General features: G+C 67.7%; 15 protein-coding genes. 8 read left to right on the top strand and 7 right to left on the bottom strand.

Annotation, left to right across the window (positions count from 1 at the left end; translation table 11 throughout):
* Positions 1–11: 11 nt before the first annotated feature.
* Positions 12–2,330 carry a PQQ-dependent sugar dehydrogenase gene (locus E1161_RS04750; RefSeq protein WP_132619958.1) on the top strand — a complete coding sequence of 773 codons (2,319 nt, stop codon included), beginning with the start codon at positions 12–14 and terminating at the stop codon, positions 2,328–2,330.
* A gap of 365 nt (positions 2,331–2,695) precedes the next feature.
* On the opposite strand, the gene E1161_RS04745 is transcribed toward E1161_RS04750, so the two are convergent.
* The 3 genes from E1161_RS04745 to E1161_RS04735 all read right to left on the bottom strand — a co-directional run bounded on the left by E1161_RS04745 (position 2,696) and on the right by E1161_RS04735 (position 5,152).
* The gene (locus E1161_RS04745) at positions 2,696–3,016 is read right to left on the bottom strand and encodes a hypothetical protein (RefSeq protein ID WP_132619956.1); all 321 of its coding nucleotides are present in this window, start codon (positions 3,014–3,016) and stop codon (positions 2,696–2,698) included.
* A 189-nt stretch (positions 3,017–3,205) separates the two neighbouring features.
* The gene (locus tag E1161_RS04740) at positions 3,206–3,826 is read right to left on the bottom strand and encodes a TMEM175 family protein (RefSeq protein ID WP_132619954.1); all 621 of its coding nucleotides are present in this window, start codon (positions 3,824–3,826) and stop codon (positions 3,206–3,208) included.
* A gap of 99 nt (positions 3,827–3,925) precedes the next feature.
* Positions 3,926–5,152, bottom strand: coding sequence for a cytochrome P450 (locus E1161_RS04735; RefSeq protein ID WP_132619952.1), 1,227 nt, complete (start codon positions 5,150–5,152; stop codon positions 3,926–3,928).
* 485 nt (positions 5,153–5,637) lie between these two features.
* On the opposite strand from E1161_RS04735, the gene E1161_RS04730 reads away from it, so the two are divergent.
* Positions 5,638–5,907, top strand: coding sequence for a DUF3040 domain-containing protein (locus tag E1161_RS04730; protein WP_132619950.1), 270 nt, complete (start codon positions 5,638–5,640; stop codon positions 5,905–5,907).
* A gap of 633 nt (positions 5,908–6,540) precedes the next feature.
* Positions 6,541–6,855, top strand: a complete 315-nt coding sequence (locus E1161_RS04725; protein ID WP_235874782.1) for a MerR family transcriptional regulator — start codon at positions 6,541–6,543, stop codon at positions 6,853–6,855.
* A 192-nt stretch (positions 6,856–7,047) separates the two neighbouring features.
* Here E1161_RS04725 and E1161_RS04720 read toward each other — a convergent pair whose 3' ends face one another.
* A complete protein-coding gene (locus E1161_RS04720; protein ID WP_132619948.1) occupies positions 7,048–7,497 on the bottom strand; it encodes an Hsp20/alpha crystallin family protein in 450 nt (149 codons plus the stop codon).
* A gap of 813 nt (positions 7,498–8,310) precedes the next feature.
* Between E1161_RS04720 and E1161_RS04715 the strand changes: the two genes are divergently transcribed.
* The 3 genes from E1161_RS04715 to E1161_RS04705 all read left to right on the top strand — a co-directional run bounded on the left by E1161_RS04715 (position 8,311) and on the right by E1161_RS04705 (position 13,265).
* Positions 8,311–9,141, top strand: a complete 831-nt coding sequence (locus E1161_RS04715) for an SAM-dependent methyltransferase (RefSeq protein ID WP_132619946.1) — start codon at positions 8,311–8,313, stop codon at positions 9,139–9,141.
* Positions 9,142–9,995: 854 nt separating this feature from the next.
* Complete coding sequence (locus E1161_RS04710) at positions 9,996–11,882, top strand: ABC transporter ATP-binding protein (protein WP_235874781.1); 1,887 nt, start codon at positions 9,996–9,998, stop codon at positions 11,880–11,882.
* A gap of 621 nt (positions 11,883–12,503) precedes the next feature.
* Positions 12,504–13,265, top strand: a complete 762-nt coding sequence (locus tag E1161_RS04705) for a 3-oxoacyl-ACP reductase (RefSeq protein ID WP_132619942.1) — start codon at positions 12,504–12,506, stop codon at positions 13,263–13,265.
* Positions 13,266–13,556: 291 nt separating this feature from the next.
* On the opposite strand, the gene E1161_RS04700 is transcribed toward E1161_RS04705, so the two are convergent.
* The 3 genes from E1161_RS04700 to E1161_RS04690 are packed head-to-tail and all read right to left on the bottom strand — an operon-like array spanning position 13,557 to position 15,306.
* The gene (locus E1161_RS04700) at positions 13,557–13,925 is read right to left on the bottom strand and encodes a hypothetical protein (protein ID WP_132619940.1); all 369 of its coding nucleotides are present in this window, start codon (positions 13,923–13,925) and stop codon (positions 13,557–13,559) included.
* Positions 13,922–14,701 carry an alpha/beta fold hydrolase gene (locus E1161_RS04695; protein WP_132619938.1) on the bottom strand — a complete coding sequence of 260 codons (780 nt, stop codon included), beginning with the start codon at positions 14,699–14,701 and terminating at the stop codon, positions 13,922–13,924. The genes E1161_RS04700 and E1161_RS04695 overlap by 4 nt, the downstream gene beginning before the upstream one ends.
* Positions 14,702–14,703: 2 nt before the next feature.
* The gene (locus E1161_RS04690) at positions 14,704–15,306 is read right to left on the bottom strand and encodes a DUF998 domain-containing protein (protein WP_165939687.1); all 603 of its coding nucleotides are present in this window, start codon (positions 15,304–15,306) and stop codon (positions 14,704–14,706) included.
* 136 nt (positions 15,307–15,442) lie between these two features.
* On the opposite strand from E1161_RS04690, the gene lysX reads away from it, so the two are divergent.
* On the top strand, positions 15,443–18,808 hold the full coding sequence (gene lysX, locus E1161_RS04685; RefSeq protein WP_132619934.1) for a bifunctional lysylphosphatidylglycerol synthetase/lysine--tRNA ligase LysX: 3,366 nt from the start codon (positions 15,443–15,445) through the stop codon (positions 18,806–18,808).
* A 1,120-nt stretch (positions 18,809–19,928) separates the two neighbouring features.
* Positions 19,929–21,251 (top strand): alpha-amylase family glycosyl hydrolase, encoded by a 1,323-nt coding sequence (locus E1161_RS04680; protein ID WP_207920099.1) that lies wholly within the window; start codon positions 19,929–19,931, stop codon positions 21,249–21,251.
* Positions 21,252–21,279: the final 28 nt, after the last annotated feature.

Here is a 21,279-nt window from a genome sequence, read left to right as displayed (position 1 = left end):
GAGTCCGAGAAATGGGCGTGCGCAGGAGATGGGTCCCCGCGATCATCGCGACGGCTATCGCGGCGACCCTGATGGCACCACCGGCTGGCGCCGGTTCGACGACGAGCACCGATGCACCGATCACCGATCCTGTACCGGAGCAGCCGGAGCAGTCCCGGCTCGGGTTGGTCCTGCAGGAGCACGCGCAGTTGCCCGCGTCGCAGCCGACCCCGCCGGCGACCGACCAGCGCCTGATGCGGCACAACCGGATCAACTACGTGGGAGAGGCTCCGGACGGTTCGGGCCGGATGTACGTGCCCGACCTCAACGGCCCGCTCCACCTGCTCTCCGGCGGGCAGCAACACGTGTACCTGAACTTCGAGGAACGCTTCGAGCACTTCTACTCCGGTCGCGGCATGGGCAGCGGGTTCGGCTTCGTCACCTTCCACCCGGAGTTCGCCGAGAACGGCAAGTTCTACACGGTGCACACCGAGGACGAGGAGGCGATCGCCACCGAGGAACCCACCTACCCGAACCAGCCGGACCCGTTCGTGCAGAGCGTGGTCACCGAGTGGACCGCCGCGGACCCGTCCGCCAACGAGTTCGCCGGAACCAGTCGGGAGATCTTCCGATTCGGGTTCAGCACCCAGATCCACGCCATCCAGCAGATCGACTTCAACCCGACAGCCGAACCCGGTGACCCCGATTACGGACTGCTCTACCTGGCGGTCGGTGACGGCGGCATCGGGCTGGACACCGACGTCCCGCAGGACATGAGCACGCCAGCGGGCAAGATCCTGCGGATCGATCCGGAGGGCAACGACGGGCCCAACGGCCAGTACGGCATCCCCGCGTCGAACCCGTTCGTCGGCAAGCCCGGTGCGCTCGGCGAGATCTACGCGCTGGGGATGCGCGATCCGCACCGGTTCAGCTGGGACCCGGGCGGCGAGCACGCCATGTACCTCGGCCACATCGGCCAGCACGCGATCGAGGCGGTGTACGAGGTCCGCGCCGGTGACAACTTCGGGTGGAGCCAGCGCGAGGGCCGCTTCGAGTTCCGGCCGGAGAACCAGTGCTGGCTGTACCCCTTGCCGGAGGACGACGAGCAGTACGGTTACGCCTACCCCGTCGCGGCCTACGACCACGACCCGCCGGCGAACTGGCCGTGCAACTCCGACAGCGGCCACGCCATCTCCGGCGGTCAGGTCTACCGAGGGACGGATCTGCCGCAGCTGCGGGGCAAGTACGTCTTCGGCGACCTGGTCGACGGCCGCGTGCTCTACACCGAGGTCAGCGAGATGAAGCGCGGTGCCGAACGTGCGCCCCTGCACGAGGTGCAGTTGTTCGACACCGACGGCAAGCGGATGCGGATGACCGACTTCGTCGGCGACGGGCGCGTGGACCTGCGCTTCGGGACCGACTCCGAGCGCAACCTCTACCTGCTCGCCAAGGCCAACGGCAAGATCTGGAAGGTCGTCGGCACCCGCACGGGTTCGGGCTCCGAGGTCACCGAGGGGGTCGCGCGGGACCTCGTCTCGTACTACGACTTCGAGCACCCGTTCGCGGCCGACGACTCCCGGGAAGTCGACAGTGGTTCTTCGCGCACCCTGCTCACGCAGGTCAACGGCGGCGAGGACATGCGCGTCGTGGACAGTGCGTTCCCGGACAGCAACAACGCGCTCCAGGTACAGCAGGTCGCACCCGCCGCGAACGGGAACGACGACTGGAAGGCAGGGGTCTGGGAAGGTGACGCCAACGGTGTTGAGTCGCTCAGCGCGTTCAACGGAACCAAGGGGGCGACGGTGATGGGCTGGTTCAAGATGACCGGCGAGAACCCGAGCCCCAACTCCACGACGCCGGACACGGACGACCGCTTCAACGCCGTCGGCCTGGCCGGGATCCTCAGCGGTGACTCCAACGGCCACGACGTGCGGGCGCTGCTGGAACTGATCCAGGTGAACGGCGAACTGCGCCTGGTCGCGCTGGGACGCCGGCTCGACGGTGGCGCTTCCCAGACGTTCGCCGCACAGCAGGATTGGCGCGAGGTACTCCCGCCCGGTGAATGGGTGCACGTCGCCGCGACGTTCGACTACACCACCGGCGAGATGGCGCTCTACCGGAACGGGCGGCCACTTCCCGGCTTCTACACCGTCCCGGGTGACCCGTGGCAGGTCGACGGATCCGGTACGAGCGGGACGAACCCGCGTGGCGTCAAGATCGGCGGGAGCTTCCCGCAGAACAACGTCGAGCGCAATCCGTGCAACTGCCGGATGGACTCGTTGATGTTCCTCAACGAGGCAGCGAGCGCGGACACGATCGCGCAGCAGTACCTCCGCTTCTTCCGGCACTGACATCGGCATCGCCAGGGGGTGGCCGCTCGTGACGTGTGGTCACCCCCTGCGTCGGAGCGGGCGCGGATGCGCGACCGGCGATGTCGCCCCAACAGCGCACGACCCTGCCAGCCCGTTCCGCTCGAAGGGGCTTCGCTGGGTCAACCGATCCGAAGTCCTGCTCTCGACCCGCCGGCCCGGTGAGCCACCACCGGCGACCGTGGCCGAACTCGCCGACCGGCTCGGCGTGGACGAGCGCACTGCGTGGTGGGTACGTCGACCACCTCATCGAGCTCGACGTGCCCGTCGAGTCGGTGCGTGGCGGGATCAAGCATGGCAACCCGATCGGGCCTGGGGCCTTCCGACATCACCCAGATGGCCATCGGTCATGGCAGGTCACCCGATGCGGTGTTCCCCGGGTCCGCGGAGGTGTGGTTCCAGCCGAGCTGGATGACCCTCCCGCTAGGTCCGTCCTCGCTGCTCGCCGCCTTGGGACGCGCGGCCAAGACGGTGACGTTGTGGTCTTCGGCGAGCACCGGACCGCCGAGGAGTTGATCGGTCATGCTCAGGATGACCCGCGCCTCGTCGAGATCTCGCACCGCGGTGGCCTCGAGCGCCGTGGACGCTGCGGCGTCCAGCAGCAGGTCCTCGATCGTCGCCCGAGTCCTGCCGCGCTGTCGCGGTGCTGCCTGGTCCTCCGGGATCATCACGTGCTCCTCGTCATTTCGTGCTCGACGGTTGCAAGACTGCGACGCGCTCGCGCTCCGTGCGGATCCGATGTCCCAGACTGAGTACACGATGGTGTTCCTTTGCGCGCTGGAGACGCGATGGTGCGCAAGCCGGGCGCCGCGTCTTCATGCGCCGATCGAGCACCGCGACCTCGAAATGGGGGTCGGCTAGGTTCCCCGGTCTCTCCGGGCTCTGCGTTCCTCGATGTGGTCGATGGTCGCGTGGGCGGGGATCAGCAGGAGCCAGCAGGCCGGCGCCCACGTGGGAGATATCAGCGCTACGGGCATGGACGCGACGAAGCCGAGGATCGTCACCGCGGGTGGTGCGTAGGCCGACAGGGCCTGCGTCCCGGCGCGGAAGCGCCCGGTGCGACGGGCGATGGTGACGATGATCAGCTGCAGCGCTGCGATCGTGGCGACGTTGGTGGCGTAGCTGATCACCGCGACCGGCTCGTCGCCGTAGTTGGCCAGCAGCGACGAGGGGAACGGCAGCAGTGCGACGAAGCCCAGCATCGCCACGTTCACCGCTGCGACCGAGGGTCCGATGCGCTGGATGTCGGTGAACAGCGCGCGGTGGCCCAGCCACAGCACGCCGATGACCAGGAACGCGATCGCATAACCGGACATGTCCGGGCCGAGCGCGCGCAGTGCGTCGTGCAGGCTGCTGGTGTCCAGCCCCTCGGGCACGCGGATGTCGAGGGCGAGCAGGGTGGCCGCGATCGCGAAAACCCCGTCGGACAGGGCGAGCACCCGCCCGTCCTGCCCCGAGTCGTCGTCCTCGACCGCCACACCCAGAGACTGACCGACACCGCGCCGTCGAGCATGACGACCGGTTCGCGCTGGTCCCTCGCCCAGCCGACGTGGTCGGACCCTCCGAGCACGCGACCGCTACGGCTTGAGGACGAAGCCGCTCCTCGGGCGAGCGGGGATCGTGCGCAGTGAAATCGTCAGGTCCTGGTCCGGCACCTGGAAGTCCAGTCGCGCGAGACGCACGGCCAGGGTCGCCAGGATCGCCACCGCGGTCGGTTCACCCGGGCACCTGTGGTTCTCCACAGGATCGCCCGCGCCCTGCGGGACGAGTTCGTATGGCCCGATGTCGCGGCCGACGAACCGGTCGGGCCAGAACGAGTACGGTTCATCCCACAGCTCCGGGTCGTGGTCCTGTCCCCAGAGGTCGAGGAGGACCATCGTGCCCTTCGGGATCGGTTCGCCGCGCCAGGACAGGTCCCGCACCGCGAGGCCAGCGATGAAGGGAGCGAACGGGTAGAACCGGCGCACCTCGTGTGCGAAGGCCTCAGCGAACTCCTCATCGCCGGCGGCCAGCAGCTTGCGATGTCGCGGCCAGAGGTGGAGCGCGTGTGCGGCGTGGGTGACGAACCAGCACACCGCTGCCGCCGGACGGATCACGTTCAGCAGTTCCACGGCGGCGAGCTGAGGCGTCAGTTCCAGGCCATCGGCATCGCGATGATGAGAGACCGCCTCGAGCGCGGAGCCTGGTGCGGCTTCGAACCGGCCGGCGCGGACCGCGGTGACCAACCCCGTGAGCCAGGCCTCGCGACGACGGCGCGCACGACGAGCCTGCCAATGCCGGGGCCCGGGCGTGGCGAACCCGTCGACCATCGCAACCAGGTCCCGCGCCACCTCGGTGACCTCGGAGTCGGCCAGAGGTATCCCGGCTGTTTCGCAGACACCGCGGGTGATGACTCGACTCGCCTCGTCGAACAGCACGACTTCCTGGCCCCTCCGCCAACTGGCGACAGCCTCGTCCCAAGTCGCGCCCACCGCATCTGCGACCTCGGCGGCAGCCTGGTGCGTGAGCACGGACAGGAAGAACTTCTTGCGGCCACGGTGTTCCGGCCCGTCGAGGGTGTGCACCGCGCCTTGCCCGAACAGCGTCTTCTGCACGGGCATCGGGATCGCCGAGCGCCGTTGCACGTGGTCCTCGTCGTAGAAGAACCGCGCGGCGTCCGGTCCGCACAGACCCACCGCGCGCTGCCCGAGCAGCCGAGTGCGCGCCACCCCCGTTCCCGAACGGGCGCGCAAACCCGGCAACCACGCGTACCCCTCGAGCAGCGCAGGTACCGTCTCGTCCACCAGACCCCGTGGCAGTCGCATGTTCCCCGGCTACCCGAAGCACGCTGGATCAAACGGGGATTCACCGTTCCGGGACCACGCCCGGTGCCATGCCAGGTCCTCAGGCATGCGGTGGGCGGCTCACTCCTCGACCGGCCCGGAGCGCTGCCCCCGTGTGTCCTGCCGACATGCTCACCCATCACAGCGCCTTCTCGCGGACGTTCACGTGGTAGCCGCCGATCACCCTACGAACTGGCGGGGTCCAGGAGGTTGGGTTGGAGGCGCTGGTGGATACCCGGTGAGGGACAGCTGGTTGACTGAGGTGAAGAGGCACACGATGGACGAGGTGCTCCGCGGCCAGCGGTCCGGTCGACTACGCCAGGAGCGTGACCGCAGGGCTTGTTGCTCGGCTTGAGAGGTCCGCCGAGTACGGCTGCAGATGACGACACATCCGGACGTCGCGCCGTTCTCCGAGCGCAGCGTCGAATTGTGGTGGACGATGACCAACATTCGCCGGGAGGAGCCGCATGCGGAGCGAGGAACGTCGGAGGCTACGCGCGATCGAGTCTGGGCTCTACGACGAGGACCCCGGACTGGCACGGAAGTTCGACGATTTCAACGAGGGAGTTCCTGCGGTACGACGGTATCGAGTCGAGTTCGCAGTCGCGACGAGCATGGTGCTCACCGTCTGCGCGGGTCTCTGCCTCGTCGCGGGGTTGTTCCTCGGTGGCTTGGTGCTAGGCGTGCTGGCGTTGCTGATCGCAATGATGACGGTGGCCAACCGGGAGCACGCGTAGTTCCTGCGAGCAGTACCAACGCGAAACGTGGTCACGCGCGGTCCCGTCCGCCTCGTCGGCTCCCGTCGGCGGTAGGCGTGCTCGCGAGCTTGGCGAGCGAACCGTTGCGCCGCTGAGGGACGAGTTGTGATGTTCGGGGAGTCGGTCTCCGCCGGGTGACTGGTGGTGTGCCTCGGATCGCGGGAGTGGGGTCGGTGGGTGACCTCTAGGAGTGGAGCCAGGTCGGCAGTGCCGCGCCGTCGTCGACATCGGCTCGACCAGCGTTCGAACAGCACCGGTGCGACCCCAGGAAATCCGCAGGCCGTCCAGTCGGTCCGCCCGTGCGGGAAGCGTTGGCCGTGGGCTCTTCGAAGAGCACGGCCATCCAGTTCGCACGGCCGAGACGGACAGGGTCGTCAGCACCGAACTCGACCACTCCCACGGGTAGACCTTCATCGGCGTCGCCGGATGATCCAGGAAGCACCCAGCGATCCACTCGGCCCGTGGGTGGGGGTGTCGCCAACGTTCACCGAGTCAAACCTGCGGTCGCTACTGTAGACATGCTGACTTCGAACCTATAGGGTACCGACCGAAGATGTGGTGATCCCTCTTGCCGCCCCGTGCACCGGGGATGTCGAGGGTGAGGGAGCGGTGGTGAGTCAGAAGCGACCTGGGGCCGAGGAGAAGTTCGACGACGAGGACTACCCCGCGTACACCATGGGGCGCGCGGCGGAGATGCTCGAGGTGACCCAGCCGTTCCTGCGGTCCCTTGAGGAGGCTGATCTCATCACGCCGCAGCGTTCGAAAGGCGGGCACCGCCGCTATTCTCGCCGCCAGCTGCGGCGTGCCGCTCGCGCACGCGAGTTGGTCGATCAAGGCACTCCGGTGACGGCAGCCTGCCGGATCATCACCCTCGAGGACCAGCTGGCCGAGTACACCGACCGACGAAGTCCGGACAGCCGGAGCTAGAACGCCGTCGCGTCCCGCCGGGCGCCGGCCAGCAGTGCCGGAACTCCGCCCCGGCCATGGACGCGGCGAGGCGTGCACTACTCCTCGCACTCCAACAGCGTCGTCGAGACCTCCGAAGGTCATGGGGACCCTGTCGCGGTGTAGTGCGCCCGGACGTGGCCACCACGCCCGGGCGCACGGGACGAAGAGGGCTCAGCTCCCTGAGGAGCTCTCGATGACCTTGCGGCTACCTCCGTGCCCGACCTTGATCTGGCGGGGCTTGGCCTTCTCGGCCACCGGCAAGGTCACGGTGAGCACCCCATCGGTGTAGTCAGCGCTGATGTTCTCCAGGTCGAACCCATCTCCGAGGGAGAGCTGCCGGGAGAACGTCCCCCGCGGGCGTTCGGAGGCCACATAGCTGACCTCGTTCCCGCCCTGCTCACCCGAGCGGCCCACGCGCTCGGCGCGCACGGTCAACGTGCTGTTCTCCGCGCTGACCTCCAGCGACTCCGGGTCGATACCGGGAAGGTCGAATTCGACCAAGTAGCGGTCGCCGGCGCGGTACGCATCCATCGGCATCGCCTGTGGCACCCGACTGGAGCCCAGCACCTCGGTGGCCAGCCGGTTGAGATCACGAAACAGCGGATCGAATGCCGCGGTCATTCCGAACACTCCTCTCCAGCGTGGCGAACGAGTTAGCAGGACGGTGTCAAGCGGCTGGCGGGCGATGACGAGAACCCAGCCGCCCGCCTCACCACCGTCGCAACCAGGAAGAACAAGAGGGGAGTTGCCGGCTCACCTCCTTCCGCAGCTTCACGCCTCACCACCAGCTACGCGACCTATTTTGCATCGGCGACCGCAGGTTTTCAACACCCCTCATGTCATTGACCTTAGTTTGGCCAATCGATGTTGTGCGCGTTGCGCAGCGTGCGGACGTGGAACGCATCTACCCACCCCGTAGGTATCGGGGACAACACCGAGCGGAGCGCAGGCGACCGCGACATCAGCACAGGGCTCGCCGCGCCGCTCCGCCGCGCTCGCGGCAGCCGGGCGCCGCACCCACCGGCCCAGCAGCCGCTCGACCCAGGGGATCCGCCAATACCGAGGAGTCACAGCGCTCGAAGAACATGTGGGGGAGTGCTTCCGGCGTCCCGGAGGGAGGGCCTGCAGCCCCGACGGCTCACCATCACCGGAAGACGGAACCGGGAAGGCTCGAAGAGTCCCGGACGCAGTCGGCTCGGGTACCGGGAATGGCCGAAGCCTGGGGCGAGCAGACCGGATCCCTCGCGAAGGGCAGGCACGCCGAGAACCGCGTGGCTGATCAACGATCGACGTAGTCCTCCCAACCGATCTCCCCAGCGCCCCGGCCACGCAATCGATCTGTGCTCGCGCGTGCTTGCAGGCGTGGTTGCCGCCGCCGCGGCCCATCACGCTGAGTGGGTGATCATCCGCCCTGGGTTCGGATACGGTGGCGCCATGAACGACGAGGCCAGGGAAGTCGAGTTGGCGGCAGAGGTTTCGCACGCGGACCTCACCAGGCCGAACATCGCGCGCATGTACGACTACATCCTCGGCGGGTCCGCCAACTTCGAGGTGGACCGCGCGGCGGCCCACCAAGCGCTCGAACTCGTACCGACCGAACGGGACTACAGCTACACCAACCGCGCCTTCCTCGGCCGCGCGGTGCGCTACCTGGCGACCGAGGCCGGTATCGACCAGTTCCTCGACCTGGGATCCGGGGTTCCCACCGTCGGCAACGTGCACGAGATCGCCCGCGCGCACTGCCCGCAGGCGAAGGTGGCCTACGTCGATTGGGAGGCGATCGCCTGCCACCACGCTCGCCACCTCCTGCGCGAGGATCCGCAGATCTCGGTCACCGAGCTCGACGTCTGCGACGCCGAAGAGGTGCTGCAATCCCCGGGCGTGGCCGGGCTGCTGGACTTCTCCAAGCCGGTCGCGGTCCTGGCGTTCGGGATCCTCGACCTCGTGCCCAGCCCCGACGGGGCAGCGCTGGTCAAGCGTTACCGCGACGCGTGCGTTCCGGGCAGCGCACTGGCCGTTTCGAACAACGCGCAGATGTCGCGCACCGACACCGAGGTAGCTGCGCTGCGTTCCCTGCTGGCAGGAACATCGACCCCCCACCTGCACATCCGCACAGCCGACGAGGTTGCAGAACTGTTCCCGGGCTACACGCTGGTCGACCCGGGTGTGGTGCCCGCAGCCCACTGGCGTCCAGACGCGCCGGTCAGTGACGAAGAAGCAGCTCGAGGCAACGTGCTCGGCGGCGTCGGCGTTCTCCGCGGCTGACCACCGCTTGGAACATCGGCAGTGACACCGGTTCAGATCCACCGAGAGTTCCGGGCGCCGCCCGCCTGGTATCACCTCAACCGTTCAGCCGCACCCTTACGCGATTCTGGTGGAAAATGCGATGCGGGTGTGTCGTTGGCTCGGTGCGGCGGGGGAACATCAGGTCTCGTGGCTGTATCCGAGGCTGGCCGCTGATCGGACATGACAGGCGGAAACGTCCATCCACGGCGAAAACAGGCACCACGTGCCTCACCACTGAGCAGGAGCTCGAGCTCACCGCCGTGCTCGCCGCATGAGGGCTCGGACGACGGAACCGGCACGCGGCGCGAATCGAGGACCTTTCGGTCTACCGTGCCGAAAACCCTCGCGGACGCTGCCTAAGCGGCGATGATGGCTTCGTGCCAGGACGTTCGCCGAGCTGGTACTGGAGATCGCAGCATCCGACCAGGCCGGCATCGCTGCACTTCCAGCACCACGGAGACGCGCCGGTGGTCAGTCAGCGAGGAAGTGTCCCGTTCTCGTCAGGGTTCTGTGGCGGAACGGTCGATTGTCGGTGTCGTCCGGCACTGTGGCCGCAGGCGCCGATCACGAGGTGCACGGGCATGGGAATTCGTCCCGTCGATCACCACGCCCCTACCGGGAGCTTTCGGCCGCTTGGGGTCGGAGCGAGTGCCGCTCGTGCGTCGATCGGCTCTGCCGCAAAGGGAGTGGCAGTGTTCCGAGTCCGATGAGCAGTCCGGGAATGGAGTTGCATGCTGGGGAACGGGAACGGGAACGGGCACCGACGCGCAGCCACGTCGGCGGACGGGGCGCTGATCGGTGTTGAGGATCTGGAACCGCCGCGGTGGGCGGAGGTGGATCAGAAGGTCGCTGGCGCGGGTGTGTGGGAGACGGTCCGCGAGCTGCCGATGGCGGCGAGGCTGGTGGTCGGGCTGTCGTTTCGGGCTTCGCCCGGTCGGACGGTGCTGGCGGGTGTGGTTCAGCTGGCTTCGGGCTGTGCGTCGGCGTTCGGCCTGTTCGCCACGGCCGGGGTGTTGACGCAACTGCTGACGGCAGGGCCCACGCCGGAGCGGGTGGTGGCGTCGCTGCCGGCGATAGCGGCTGTGGTGGCGGCTTTCGCCTTGCGCGGGTTGTTGGACAGCGCTGTGTCGGCGGTGCAAGGGGTGTTGATGCCGTTGGTGCGGCGCGCGGCTCAGGATCGGCTCAACTCGGCGGTCGCCGAGGTGGAGTTGTTGGCTTGGGAGGATTCCGACTTCCAGGAATTGGCCCGGCAGGGGGGTTATCAAGGTGTTCAGGCCGTGGAGTCGAGCGTGCGCAGCATCGCTTCGATCTCCTCGGCGCTGGTGTCGCTGGCGGCGGCGCTGATCACGGCAGCGCTGCTCGACCCGTGGTTGTTGCCGGCGCTCCTGGTGCCCACGGTGGCCGAGGCGTGGGCGTCGATGCGTGCGGCGAAGCAGGGGTACGTGAACTTCCTGAGCCTGGTGACCCGCCGATTGCGGCTGCACGTCGTGGAGAACCTGCTGGTCGCACGCGATGTGGGAACGGAACGCACGGCGCTGAACCTGCAGGAGCCGTTGCTGGCCGAACACCGCCGCATCGCCGATCAGGTTACCGAGGAGGCGATCCGCGCCGAACACCGGCAGACCTGGACGCGGTTGATCGGACGCACCTTGGCCGGCACGGGCACGGGTCTGGCCTACTGCGTGCTCGGCGTGCTCCTCTACACCGGGGCGATGCCACTGGCCATCGCTGGAGCCGCCGTCATCGCGATGCGGGCTGCGGCGAGTTCGCTGTCGACCACGATGGTGTCGGTCAATCGCCTCTACGAGCACTCGTTCTACCTGCGGTTCTACACCGAACTGCTCGCCGAGTCGGCGCGGCGTCGTAGGCCCGCGACCGGTGTGCCCGCTCCCCGCAACCCGGAGACCATTCGGCTGGAGAACGTGTCGTTCACCTATCCCGACGCCGACGAACCGGCGTTGGTCGAGGTTGACCTGACCTTCCACCGCGGCGAGGTCGTGGCGCTGGTCGGGGAGAACGGATCCGGCAAGACCACGCTGGGAAAGCTCATCACGGGACTGTATCCACCAACCGAGGGCAGAGTGCTGTGGGACGAGGTGGATCTGGCCACCGCGGATGCCCGCAGCGTGTACGAGCAGGTCGCACTGATCGACCAGGACCCTGCGCGGTGGCCGATGACCGCCGACACCAACATCCGCATCGGAAACCTCGCGGCGCCGGAGCCCTACGGCGCCACATGGGAGACTTCGTTGCGCGAGTCCGGCGCCGACGAAGTCCTCGCCAAGCTCCCCCGAGGTCCGGGCACGATCCTGTCGCGGCAGTTCCGAGGAGGCCACGAGCTCTCCGGCGGGTCGTGGCAACGGCTCAGCGTGGGGCGAGGGATCTTCCGCGAACACGCGGCGGTGTTGATCGCCGACGAACCGACCGCCGCGCTCGACGCGAAGGCCGAATCCCGAGTCTTCGCCGGCTTGCAACGCGCGACCAAGGGATCCCTTGACGACGCGCATCGCACAACGGTCCTCGTCACCCACCGGCTGGCCAACATCCGGCGCGCTCACCGCATCGTCGTCATGGATTCAGGACGCGTCGCCGAGACCGGCACCCACGAAGAACTGATGCAAGCCAACGGCCTGTACCGAGAACTGTTCAGCATTCAAGCCCGTGCCTACTCAACTGCGCGGAGTTGCACGCAATGCAACATTGCACAGGCCGCGGAATGACTGGGACGCTTGCGGTTCGGCCTGGGCACGACGTGTGCCGACCCATCGCTCAGGGTGATCTCAGGCGTTCGCCGCGCGTGGGCGTCTGGCGCGACATGTGACGGAGCGTTCGAATCGGTGACGGTCTGCACGGGGAGCTCTCCGAGCGTCCTCGCACAGCACGTGCCAGCCGTACCTCCATCAACGAGACGCTCATGGAACAGCCGCATGTCGCCGGTGCACGCACGCGCGCTGCACACGGCCAGCCCGCGACGTTCTGGCTCTGGAAGGGAGGTAGAGCCGCGAACACCGGCAGGCATGCCAGTCCGGCTGTGGCCATGAGGGGCCCGCCGTGCTTTCGGTGCGCGGCTTGTCACCGCGGCTGGGTAACCCGGTGGCGGACCGGGGAGTGGTCGGGTGCACCAACCCGATGCCGGTCTCGATCTGCATCAACCGGATGGTCCCGGCCCGATCTGGAGAACGAGCGGATGCTGCTCTCCCACCTGTCCGGGGACGAGGCACCCGCAGGGAGTTGCTCCAGCGCCAGGCCGGCTGGAGTCGAGTGCAAGACCCTCACTGGTGCTCGCGTGCCACGCGTACCGCCGTGTCGATGCCTGACTTCTGACCACTACCGTGCGGGGTATGGATTTCGCCGATCAGCTTGTCGTGGTGACCGGAGGTGGACGCGGACTGGGCGCCGCGTTGGTGCGTGCGTTCGCGAGGCAGGGTGCGCGTGTCGTGATCGACTATCGCCGCAGCCGTGAGGGGGCGGAAGCGCTGGCCACCGAGCTCGGCGACCGGGTGATCGCCGTCGCGGCCGACGTCACCGATCGAGCCCAGGTCGATGCCCTGTTCGCCACGGCGCGTAAGCGTTTCGGGACTCCGGTGACGACGGTGGTCAACAACGCTCTTGCCGACTTCGCGTTCAACGGCGACGCTCGGTCGCACGCCGACGCGATCACGTGGGGTGAGTTCGCCGGGCAATTCGAGGGCAGCGTCCGCGGTGCGCTGCACACCGCCCAGGCGGCTCTACCGGGAATGCGGGAACTCGGTGGTGGCCGGATCATCAATGTCGGCACCAATCTGTTCCAGAATCCGGTCGTGCCTTATCACGACTACACGGCTGCGAAGGCGGCGCTGCTGTCGCTGACCCGCACCCTCGCTGCCGATCTCGGTCCGGATGGCATCACGGTCAACATGGTCTCGGGCGGGCTGCTGCGCACTACCGACGCGAGCGCCGCCACTCCCGAGGCGGTGTTCGACGCGATCGCGTCGAACACGCCGTTGCGTCGTGTCGTGACACCCGGCGAGTTCGCCGACGCGGCTCTGTTCTTCGCCTCTGCGTGGTCACGGGCGGTCACGGGCCAGAACCTGGTGGTCGACGGTGGCTTGGTCAACGCCTGAGGGGACACCGCGGACGGAACCCGGACCGCGCCGGGGGTGGGTCGGAGAGTCGATCACCCTGGTGAGCAGCAGCTACCTCGGACACACGCAGTTGACCGTCGCGGACTGCGGCCCGTCCCCTAGGCCTCCACGCGCTCGGATTTGAACGGGATTCTCCTGTCCTACGCGGCAGACCATCACGTCGGTGGTTCCGAGGCAGACCGTGCTGGCAGACGCCGAGCACGCCTACGCCGCGGAATCGCGCACGCCGCTGTCCGGCGGAAGTGATCGACCGCAACGAGCGGGCGGACGTCACCGGCAGCCAGCGCCCAGGCAGTCGACGTGCAGGAACATCCTGTCGTCGAGCCGGATGACGTAGTCCTCGCGTTGGGCCGGGGTGCCCGCTGCGGTGACCACGCCATGCACGGTCACCGCAGCGTTGTCCGGTGTCGAAGCCGTGCACTCGACGGTGAAGCCGGAGCCGAGGCGGGAGTTCTCGGCACCGGTGCTGCGGCAAGCCGGGCGATCTCGTAGCAGAACGCCGCGCTGCGCCAGCTCCGCCCGAGCGCCCAGGGACACGGCGTTGCGGTACCCGGCGGCCGAGATCGCCTTGGCCGGGTCTGCGCAGCCGGTGACCACCAGGGCGACCACTGCCAGCGCCAGCGCCAGTCCGGTCCTCATCTCCAACTTCCCGTCGCGGCCTCGATGGTTTCCACGACCACGTCCGGACATTCCCATGCCAACTGGTGCCGGCTGTTGGGCAACAGGCGGTGGCGACCTCCCAAGAGCCGTGCCAGACGGGTGTGGCACCTCGTCCACCGCACGGCCGTGTTCGCGCGCATCCCCCCGACGGCGGTGAGAATCCACACGGGTACGGGAGGAAACGTCGTGCGTTGCCGGAGTACGGCCAGGTCTCGCAGCATCGGCTCGAAGGCGAGGTATTCCTGCCATGCTGCGGTGATCGCGGCCGGTGAGCGGAATCGGGCACGTCCGGCCGCTCGCACCGCCGGTGGCAGCGGTCGAGACGTTTGTGTGCGCGCACCGACCGTCCAGATGGCTGGTCCGAACGGTGCGATGCAGGTGGCCGCACGGCGACCCAGCGCTTCTGCGGCTAGCAGCGACCACTCCGGGTGCGGCGAAGCGCTGCCGCAACTCGGGTCCAGCAGCACGAGCGCGCGCAGCGAGCCTGGATGCCGTCGACCCATCGCCTCGGCGTGCAGCGCCGCCACCGAATGTGCGACCACCACCGCACCGCCGTGTCGGTCCGCGGCGGCGCTGAGTCGGTCGGCCTCGTCATGCAGGCTGGGCAACCCCGGTCGAGGAGTGCACCCGTCGAGGCCGGGGCGTTCCAGCCGATGCACGCGATGCAGCGCCGACAACGCAGTGAGGACCGGTTCCCAGTCGTAGGCGGCACCGGCCATTCCCGAGGTCAGCAGAACCGTGGGCGCTTCAGGCATCGTCAACCACCCGCGGGTCGCGTTCGCTGGGCGTGGTCGACGGCCAATGCGATCAGCCACGTCGCGACAAGGCTGAGCTGCGCTCGTTGCGTCACCCCGGCCCCCGTGCCCATCCATAGTGCTACCAGCGTCACCACCGTTGCCAGCCCGGTCACCGAACACCACGCCCAGCCCCAGCGTGCGGGCGGCCCGATACCGGCCCTGGCCAGTCCGCCCATGGCCACGAGCACGCCCAGCGCCGCGACGGAACTGGTCATCTCGTGCAGCGTGTGGGTGGCGGGGAGCGCTCCCACGAGCTCGCGCACCGCGCATCCCGAGTCCACGAAGCTCGCGCACGTCATCGGGGTCAGCGCTCCGTCCAGTCCGGTGGCGACGCCGAAGACCAGCAGACCGCTCCACCCCACGACCCCGCCGCCGCTGCACCGGATCCCGGCCACGGCAGCTGCGGCGGCCAGCAACCCGGCGAGACCGTCACCGATGCGGAAGAGCCGGCTTCCCGGCTGGTCACGGGCGGCGAATTCGCTGACGTAGCCGTTGAGCGCGTCCAGGTCCGGATTGATCCACGGTCCCAGCAGCCACAGGCTGTAGAGCACAGCGGCGCACACGCAGCACCCCGCGATTACACGTGGCTCCCACCGGGCCGCAACCCGGGCATCGGAGTCGGCCAGCATGAACTGTCCTAGGGTCAGGAGGTCAGCATCGATCGTCCACTGCACGCCAGCTTAAGCGGAGGAGGTACGGATGGGTCGGGCAGCATCGGCGGGCCGGTCGCCGAGCGAGTGGGTGCCTGCGGCTGAGCCGGCCTGGACGGCTCGAGTCCCACGGATCGTGGCCGGGACGTTGGTGTGCATCGCGGCCCTGTGCGCCTTGGCTGCTGTCGGAGCGGCGTTCCGAAGCGGGATGCAGCCGGTGCGCGAGTTCATCGACCTGGTGCTGTTCCCCGCTCCTGCCAACCTCGGATATGCGGCCTTCCTGCTGGTGTTGGCAGGGGCGTTAGGACGCCGCAAGCGCATCGCCTACTGGATCCTGCTGCTGGTGCTGGCTTTGCAACTCCTCCTGTCGGGGCTGGTGCTGCTGATCGTCCTGGCGCTCCCGTGGGAGTCGGATTTCGTCGAGCAGGTGCTGCCGAGCAGTTTGCGGTGGTCGCTGGGTGCGAACGTGGTGCTCACCACGACCGCGATGGTGGTGCTGGGGTTTGCCTCGCGGCAGTTCTACGGACGGGTGCAGCGTGCCAGCGTGCCCAAGGCGCTGGTGACGTTCGCCGGACTCGTCGCGGTGTTCATCATGCTGGGCTACGGGTTGGTCAGCGTGTTCCCAGGCTCGTTGCACGACCCCGCTGACCAGTTCAGCTGGACGGTCGAACGAGTCCTGGGAGGTGCGGTGACCCTGGACATCACCCGTACCGGAGAAGCTCCGGGCTGGGTGAACCTCGTGCTCGGCACGTTCGGGATGGCCACGCTGTTCGCCACGCTGGCGGTGCTCTTCCGTTCCCAACGCACCGCCTCGGTTCTGCCTGCTGCCGACGAGCGCCGCGTGAGGGAGTTGTTGGCCGATCATGGCGAGGTCGACTCGTTGGGGTACTTCGCAACGCGGCGGGACAAAGCGGTGCTCTTCTCGAGCAGCGGCAAGGGCGCCATCAGTTATCGCGTGGTCGCAGGCGTCTGCTTGGCCAGCGGTGACCCGCTCGGTGACCCCGAAGCGTGGGGACCGGCGATCGAGCGATGGCTGGGGATGTGCCGGGATTACGCCTGGCGGCCGGCCGTGATCGGCGCCGGCGAGCGCGGTGCCCGCGCCTACGCGCGAGCCGGCTTGAAGATCCTTCGGTTGGGCGACGAAGCGGTTCTGGACTTGTCCACCTTCAACCTGGAAGGCCGCGAGATGCGGCCGGTGCGCCAGGCGGTCAACCGGTTGCATCGCGCCGGATACCGGGCGCGGATCCGCAAGCAGGAGGAGATCTCGGCGGAGGAGATGGCCGAGGTTGCCCGCCGTGCTGTTCAGTGGCGGGGCAGCGACACCGAACGCGGCTTCTCGATGGCGTTGGGCCGGTGGGGCGACCCGGCCGATGGCGGATGCGTGCTGGTCGAAGCCGTGAACACCGACGGTGAAGTGTGCGCGATGCTGTCCCTCGTGCCGTGGGGACGCACCGGCCTCTCCTTGGAAGCCATGCGCCGAGCGCCCGGGAGCGACAACGGGCTGGTGGAGTTGATGATCACCTCCCTGGCGCGCTCGGGAGGGCATGTGCGGGGTGCGACGCCTGCGGGTCTCCAGCGGCTCTCGCTGAACTTCGCGGTCTTCCGGGAGGTGTTCGAGGGGGGCGCCCGGTTGGGCGCGGGTCCGGTGCTGCGGTCCTGGCGCGGGATCCTGCTGTTCTTCTCGCGTTGGTGGCAGTTGGAGTCGTTGTACCGTTCGAACGCCAAGTACCAGCCCGACTGGGTGCCTCGGTTCATCGGTTTCGGCGATCGGCGCGATCTGGCCCGCGTCGGGTTCGCCTCGGCGGCGGCCGAGGGGTTCGTACCCCTGCTCGGTTCGACTGGCGCCGCCACCCCTGCCACGGCCGCACCAGGTGAGGACCGGATGCCGGTCACCGAGCCGCACGAGCAGGAGCCCCGTCGGCGATCGGTCCCCGAACAGATGCGGGTTCGCCTGGACACTGTCGCCAAGATCCGGGAAGCCGGGGGCGATCCGTACCCGGCGCAGGTCCCGCGCACCGATTCCTGCGCGGAGATCGCCGACCGGTATGCCGGAACCCCACCGGATACCCGCACCGGCGAACGCACCGCGGTCACCGGCCGAGTCGTGTTGATGCGCGACCACGGGCGGTTGTGCTTCGCCACCTTGCGCGATTGGTCCGGGCACCTGCAGACCATGTTCACCACCTCCGACACGGGTACTGCTCGGTGGCGAGCTTGGAAGGACGAGATCGACATCGGCGACCAGGTCTCGGTGCAGGGGGAGGTCATCACCACTCGTCACGGCGAGACCACGGTGTTGGCCGATGACTGGACCTTGGCCTCCAAATGCCTGCGTCCCCTGCCGGACAAGCATGCCGGTCTCACCGATCCCGAGACCCGATCCCGAGCACGCTCGGTGGACCTCATCGTCGGTACCGACGCCCGGGACATGTTGCGGGCCCGCTCGGCCGCCTTGCAGGCGTTGCGCTCGACGCTGACCGGCCAGCGGTTCCTGGAAGTCGAGACGCCGATCCTCCAACCCGTGCACGGTGGTGCCTCTGCGCAGCCGTTCCGGACTCACATCAACGCCTACGACATGCCGCTGTACTTGCGCATCGCCCCGGAGCTCTACCTGAAGCGGCTGTGCGTGGGCGGGGTGGAACGGGTCTTCGAACTCGGACGCACGTTCCGCAACGAGGGGGTTTCGGCCCGGCACAACCCGGAATTCACGATGCTGGAGGCATACCAGGCCCACGCCGATTACGCGGTGATGCGGCAGCTGTGCGAACAGCTGGTCCAGGCTGCGGCCACTGCTGTGCACGGGGCGCCGGTAGCTCGGCGGCAGGGTACCGGCGATCACGCCGAGGAGATCGACCTCTCCGGAAGCTGGCCGGTGATCACTGTGCACGAGGCGTTGTCCTTGGCGTTGGGGGAGGAGATCACCCCGGAGACCCCGGTGGAACACTTGCGGTCGTTGTGCGAGCGGACGCATGTCTCCTGCGATCCGGACTGGCCACGTGGCGCGTTCGTGGTCGAGCTCTACGAGCGCTTGGTCGAGCACCGCACGACGCGCCCGACCTTCTACACCGATTTTCCGGTCGATGTCTCTCCGCTGACCCGCCCGCACCGCCACGACCCGAGGTTGGCCGAACGTTGGGACCTGGTCGCTTTCGGCGTGGAGATCGGAACCGCGTACTCCGAACTCGTCGATCCCATCGAGCAGCGCCGCCGTTTGACCGAACAGTCGTTGCAGGCGGCCGGTGGTGATCCGGAGGCGATGGAGTTGGACGAGGACTTCTTGCGCTCGTTGGAATTCGCCATGCCGCCCACCGGCGGACTCGGGCTGGGAGTGGACCGCCTGCTGATGTTGCTCACCGGTCGACCGATTCGGGACACGTTGCCGTTTCCACTGACCCGTCCCGCGCGTGGCACCTGACGCTCGTGACCGACATGTGGCCGCACGAAGCCGCGTTCCGGGGTGATGCGGGCCAGCGCGCGCAGCGCGCCAGCGTGTGGGCTGGATCGTGGGTCCGGAACGCACGACGGCGGGGTCCCCTCCGGGGTGCCGTGTTGCGTTGAGCGGACCGCGATCCAGCAGGCTGCGAGGCAGGCAGAAACCCCGCCGCCATCAGCGCGCGAACGCTTGCCCAAGCCCGGTTGAGACGTCGTTCGAGGCTGCCGGGCACAGCAGATCTTGATCTGCACAAGTTGCAAAGTTTTGCGAGATGTCGGCAAAAGGTGCGTCCAGTCAGCTGGCGCAAGCGTCAAAACACCTGCTGAGCAGTGGCTCCGGTGCGCGCAATGCTGCATGGGTTCGCAACAGTTTGCGGACATCGCTCTTGACTTCGACCGTGCACCCGCTTAAGTTCAGCACGAGCACTGCATTGATGAAGGATCAGAGTGAGAGCGCGGGCATCCGGAGGAGCGCGAACCGCTCACGATGCCGCGCGGCCAATCCACCTCGTACTGGCGCTGACCGTTTCAGTCGGCCCGGCACTGCCCACGGCCTGCGTTACCCCGCCCGGGTCGTCGCGGCCGCTACGACGCCGGCCCGCGCGAAGTCGGATCGAAGGAGACCGGATGAAGCTCAGGCGCGCAGCTCTGCATCGATCCCGAACCACTCGCACCGGTCTCGCGCGCTATTCGTTGCTTCGCAGCGACTTTGACAGCCGCGAGCACCTATGCCGCCCACGACCCCGAGTCCGCGCGACCTGATCGGCTCACCGCGGTGTTCGATCACGTCGTGCTGGGTTCGTGCGCCGAATTCCTGTGATTCGTGCGGACGGTGCGCGGAAGCTACTTCGAGCACCAGGTCGTCTCAAGCCACCAGCGAACGTCACAGCGTGCACGCGTACCGACGGTGTCACCGAACGACCTCCCGCATGACTCGTGTCCGTCGCGCGCTGCCGTTCTGCCACCAGCGCGTGGGAGCGACGGCGGCCGACTCGTCGCGTCTGGGCCACGCCGCTGGAACCTCGCAGTTCCGTCGAAGAAGTGAAGGATGGTGTTGTCAAGACATGGTCAGATCAACACGACGACCTGTCAGAGCGCTCATCATGGCAGTGCTCTTGGCCCTGGCTCTTCCCTCCGCAGCTTCGGCCGCTCCGCCGAGCAATGGCCTGGAATGGTCCAAGAACGCCGTCATCTACGAGGTCAACGTCCGGCAGTACACCGAAGAAGGCACCTTCAAGGCCTTCGAGGAGCACCTGCCGCGGCTGAAGGACTTGGGCGTCGACATCCTGTGGTTCATGCCGATCCATCCAATCGGCGAGAAGAACCGCAAGGGAACGCTCGGTTCCTACTACTCGGTACGCGACTACCAGGCGGTCAACCCCGAGTTCGGCACCATGGAGGACTTCAAGGCGCTGGTCGCGAAGGCGCACGGCATGGGGTTCAAGGTGATGCTCGACTTCGTGCCCAACCACACCGCCCACGACCACCCGTGGACCGAGCAGCAGCCGGACTGGTACGTGCGCGACGACGGGGGAAACCTGACTCCTCCCGCTGGAACGGACTGGACTGACGTCGCCCAGTTGAACTGGAACAACCCCGACATGCGCGCCGCGCTGATCGACGCGATGCGCTTCTGGGTCCGCGAGGCCGACATCGACGGATATCGGATGGACTACGTCACCGGCGTGCCCGACGACTTCTGGCCCGACGTGCGGGCGGCGCTCGACGAGATCAAGCCGACATACCTGCTCGCTGAGAACGAGGAGAAGACCCACCTGCTGGGGAACGAGTTCCAGGCGAACTACGGGTGGACGATGTTCCACACCATGCACCAGATCGCTCAGGGGAAGCAGAAGGCGCGTGATCTGCAGGGGTACGTGGAATGGGTGCAGAGGACCTACCCGGACCACGCCTACCCGATGCAGTTCACGTCGAACCACGACGAGAACTCCTGGAACGGCACCACCCGCGAGCTCTTCGGCGACGCGGAGAAGACGATGGCCGCGCTGACCTTCCTCGCGCCAGGTATGCCGCTGATCTACTCGGGACAGGAAGCCGGACTGGACAAGCGGCTGGAGTTCTTCGAAAAGGACCAGATCGCCTGGGACGACCTGTCCATGCAGGACTTCTACGAGGGACTGGTGACCCTCAAGAAGGACAACCCGGCACTGTGGAACGGCGCTGCGGGCGGACGAGCCGACTTCCTCAAGTCCTCCGATGAGAACGTGCTGTCCTTCGTGCGCGAGAAGGATGGGAGTCGCGTGATCGTCGTCGCGAACCTGTCCCGCGACCCCGCCACGGCAACGGTCGACGTCGGTGACTACGAAAACGAATACCAGGACCACTCCGCCGGTTCCAGCGTCGATCTCGAACGGGAGCACACCTTCGAGCTCCGACCCTGGGAATACAAGATCCTGACCCAGTAACTCACCGAGCAGTCGCGCGCACTGCTGC

The organism is Saccharopolyspora aridisoli (assembly GCF_004348445.1).
GTDB lineage: Bacteria > Actinomycetota > Actinomycetes > Mycobacteriales > Pseudonocardiaceae > Saccharopolyspora > Saccharopolyspora aridisoli.
This window is presented reverse-complemented; position numbering and strand designations above follow the sequence as displayed.

Excerpts from the sequence above, each read along its gene's own strand:
- E1161_RS04735 (WP_132619952.1), bottom strand. The coding sequence starts at position 5,152 with ATGCGACTGCCACGGGGTCTGGTGGACGAGACGGTACCTGCGCTGCTC.
- E1161_RS04700 (WP_132619940.1), bottom strand. The coding sequence starts at position 13,925 with ATGAGGACCGGACTGGCGCTGGCGCTGGCAGTGGTCGCCCTGGTGGTC.
- E1161_RS04750 (WP_132619958.1), top strand. The coding sequence starts at position 12 with ATGGGCGTGCGCAGGAGATGGGTCCCCGCGATCATCGCGACGGCTATC.
- E1161_RS04715 (WP_132619946.1), top strand. The coding sequence starts at position 8,311 with ATGAACGACGAGGCCAGGGAAGTCGAGTTGGCGGCAGAGGTTTCGCAC.
- E1161_RS04730 (WP_132619950.1), top strand. The coding sequence starts at position 5,638 with ATGCGGAGCGAGGAACGTCGGAGGCTACGCGCGATCGAGTCTGGGCTC.
- E1161_RS04680 (WP_207920099.1), top strand. The coding sequence starts at position 19,929 with ATGGCAGTGCTCTTGGCCCTGGCTCTTCCCTCCGCAGCTTCGGCCGCT.
- E1161_RS04705 (WP_132619942.1), top strand. The coding sequence starts at position 12,504 with ATGGATTTCGCCGATCAGCTTGTCGTGGTGACCGGAGGTGGACGCGGA.
- E1161_RS04720 (WP_132619948.1), bottom strand. The coding sequence starts at position 7,497 with ATGACCGCGGCATTCGATCCGCTGTTTCGTGATCTCAACCGGCTGGCC.
- E1161_RS04695 (WP_132619938.1), bottom strand. The coding sequence starts at position 14,701 with ATGCCTGAAGCGCCCACGGTTCTGCTGACCTCGGGAATGGCCGGTGCC.
- lysX (WP_132619934.1), top strand. The coding sequence starts at position 15,443 with ATGGGTCGGGCAGCATCGGCGGGCCGGTCGCCGAGCGAGTGGGTGCCT.
- E1161_RS04745 (WP_132619956.1), bottom strand. The coding sequence starts at position 3,016 with ATGATCCCGGAGGACCAGGCAGCACCGCGACAGCGCGGCAGGACTCGG.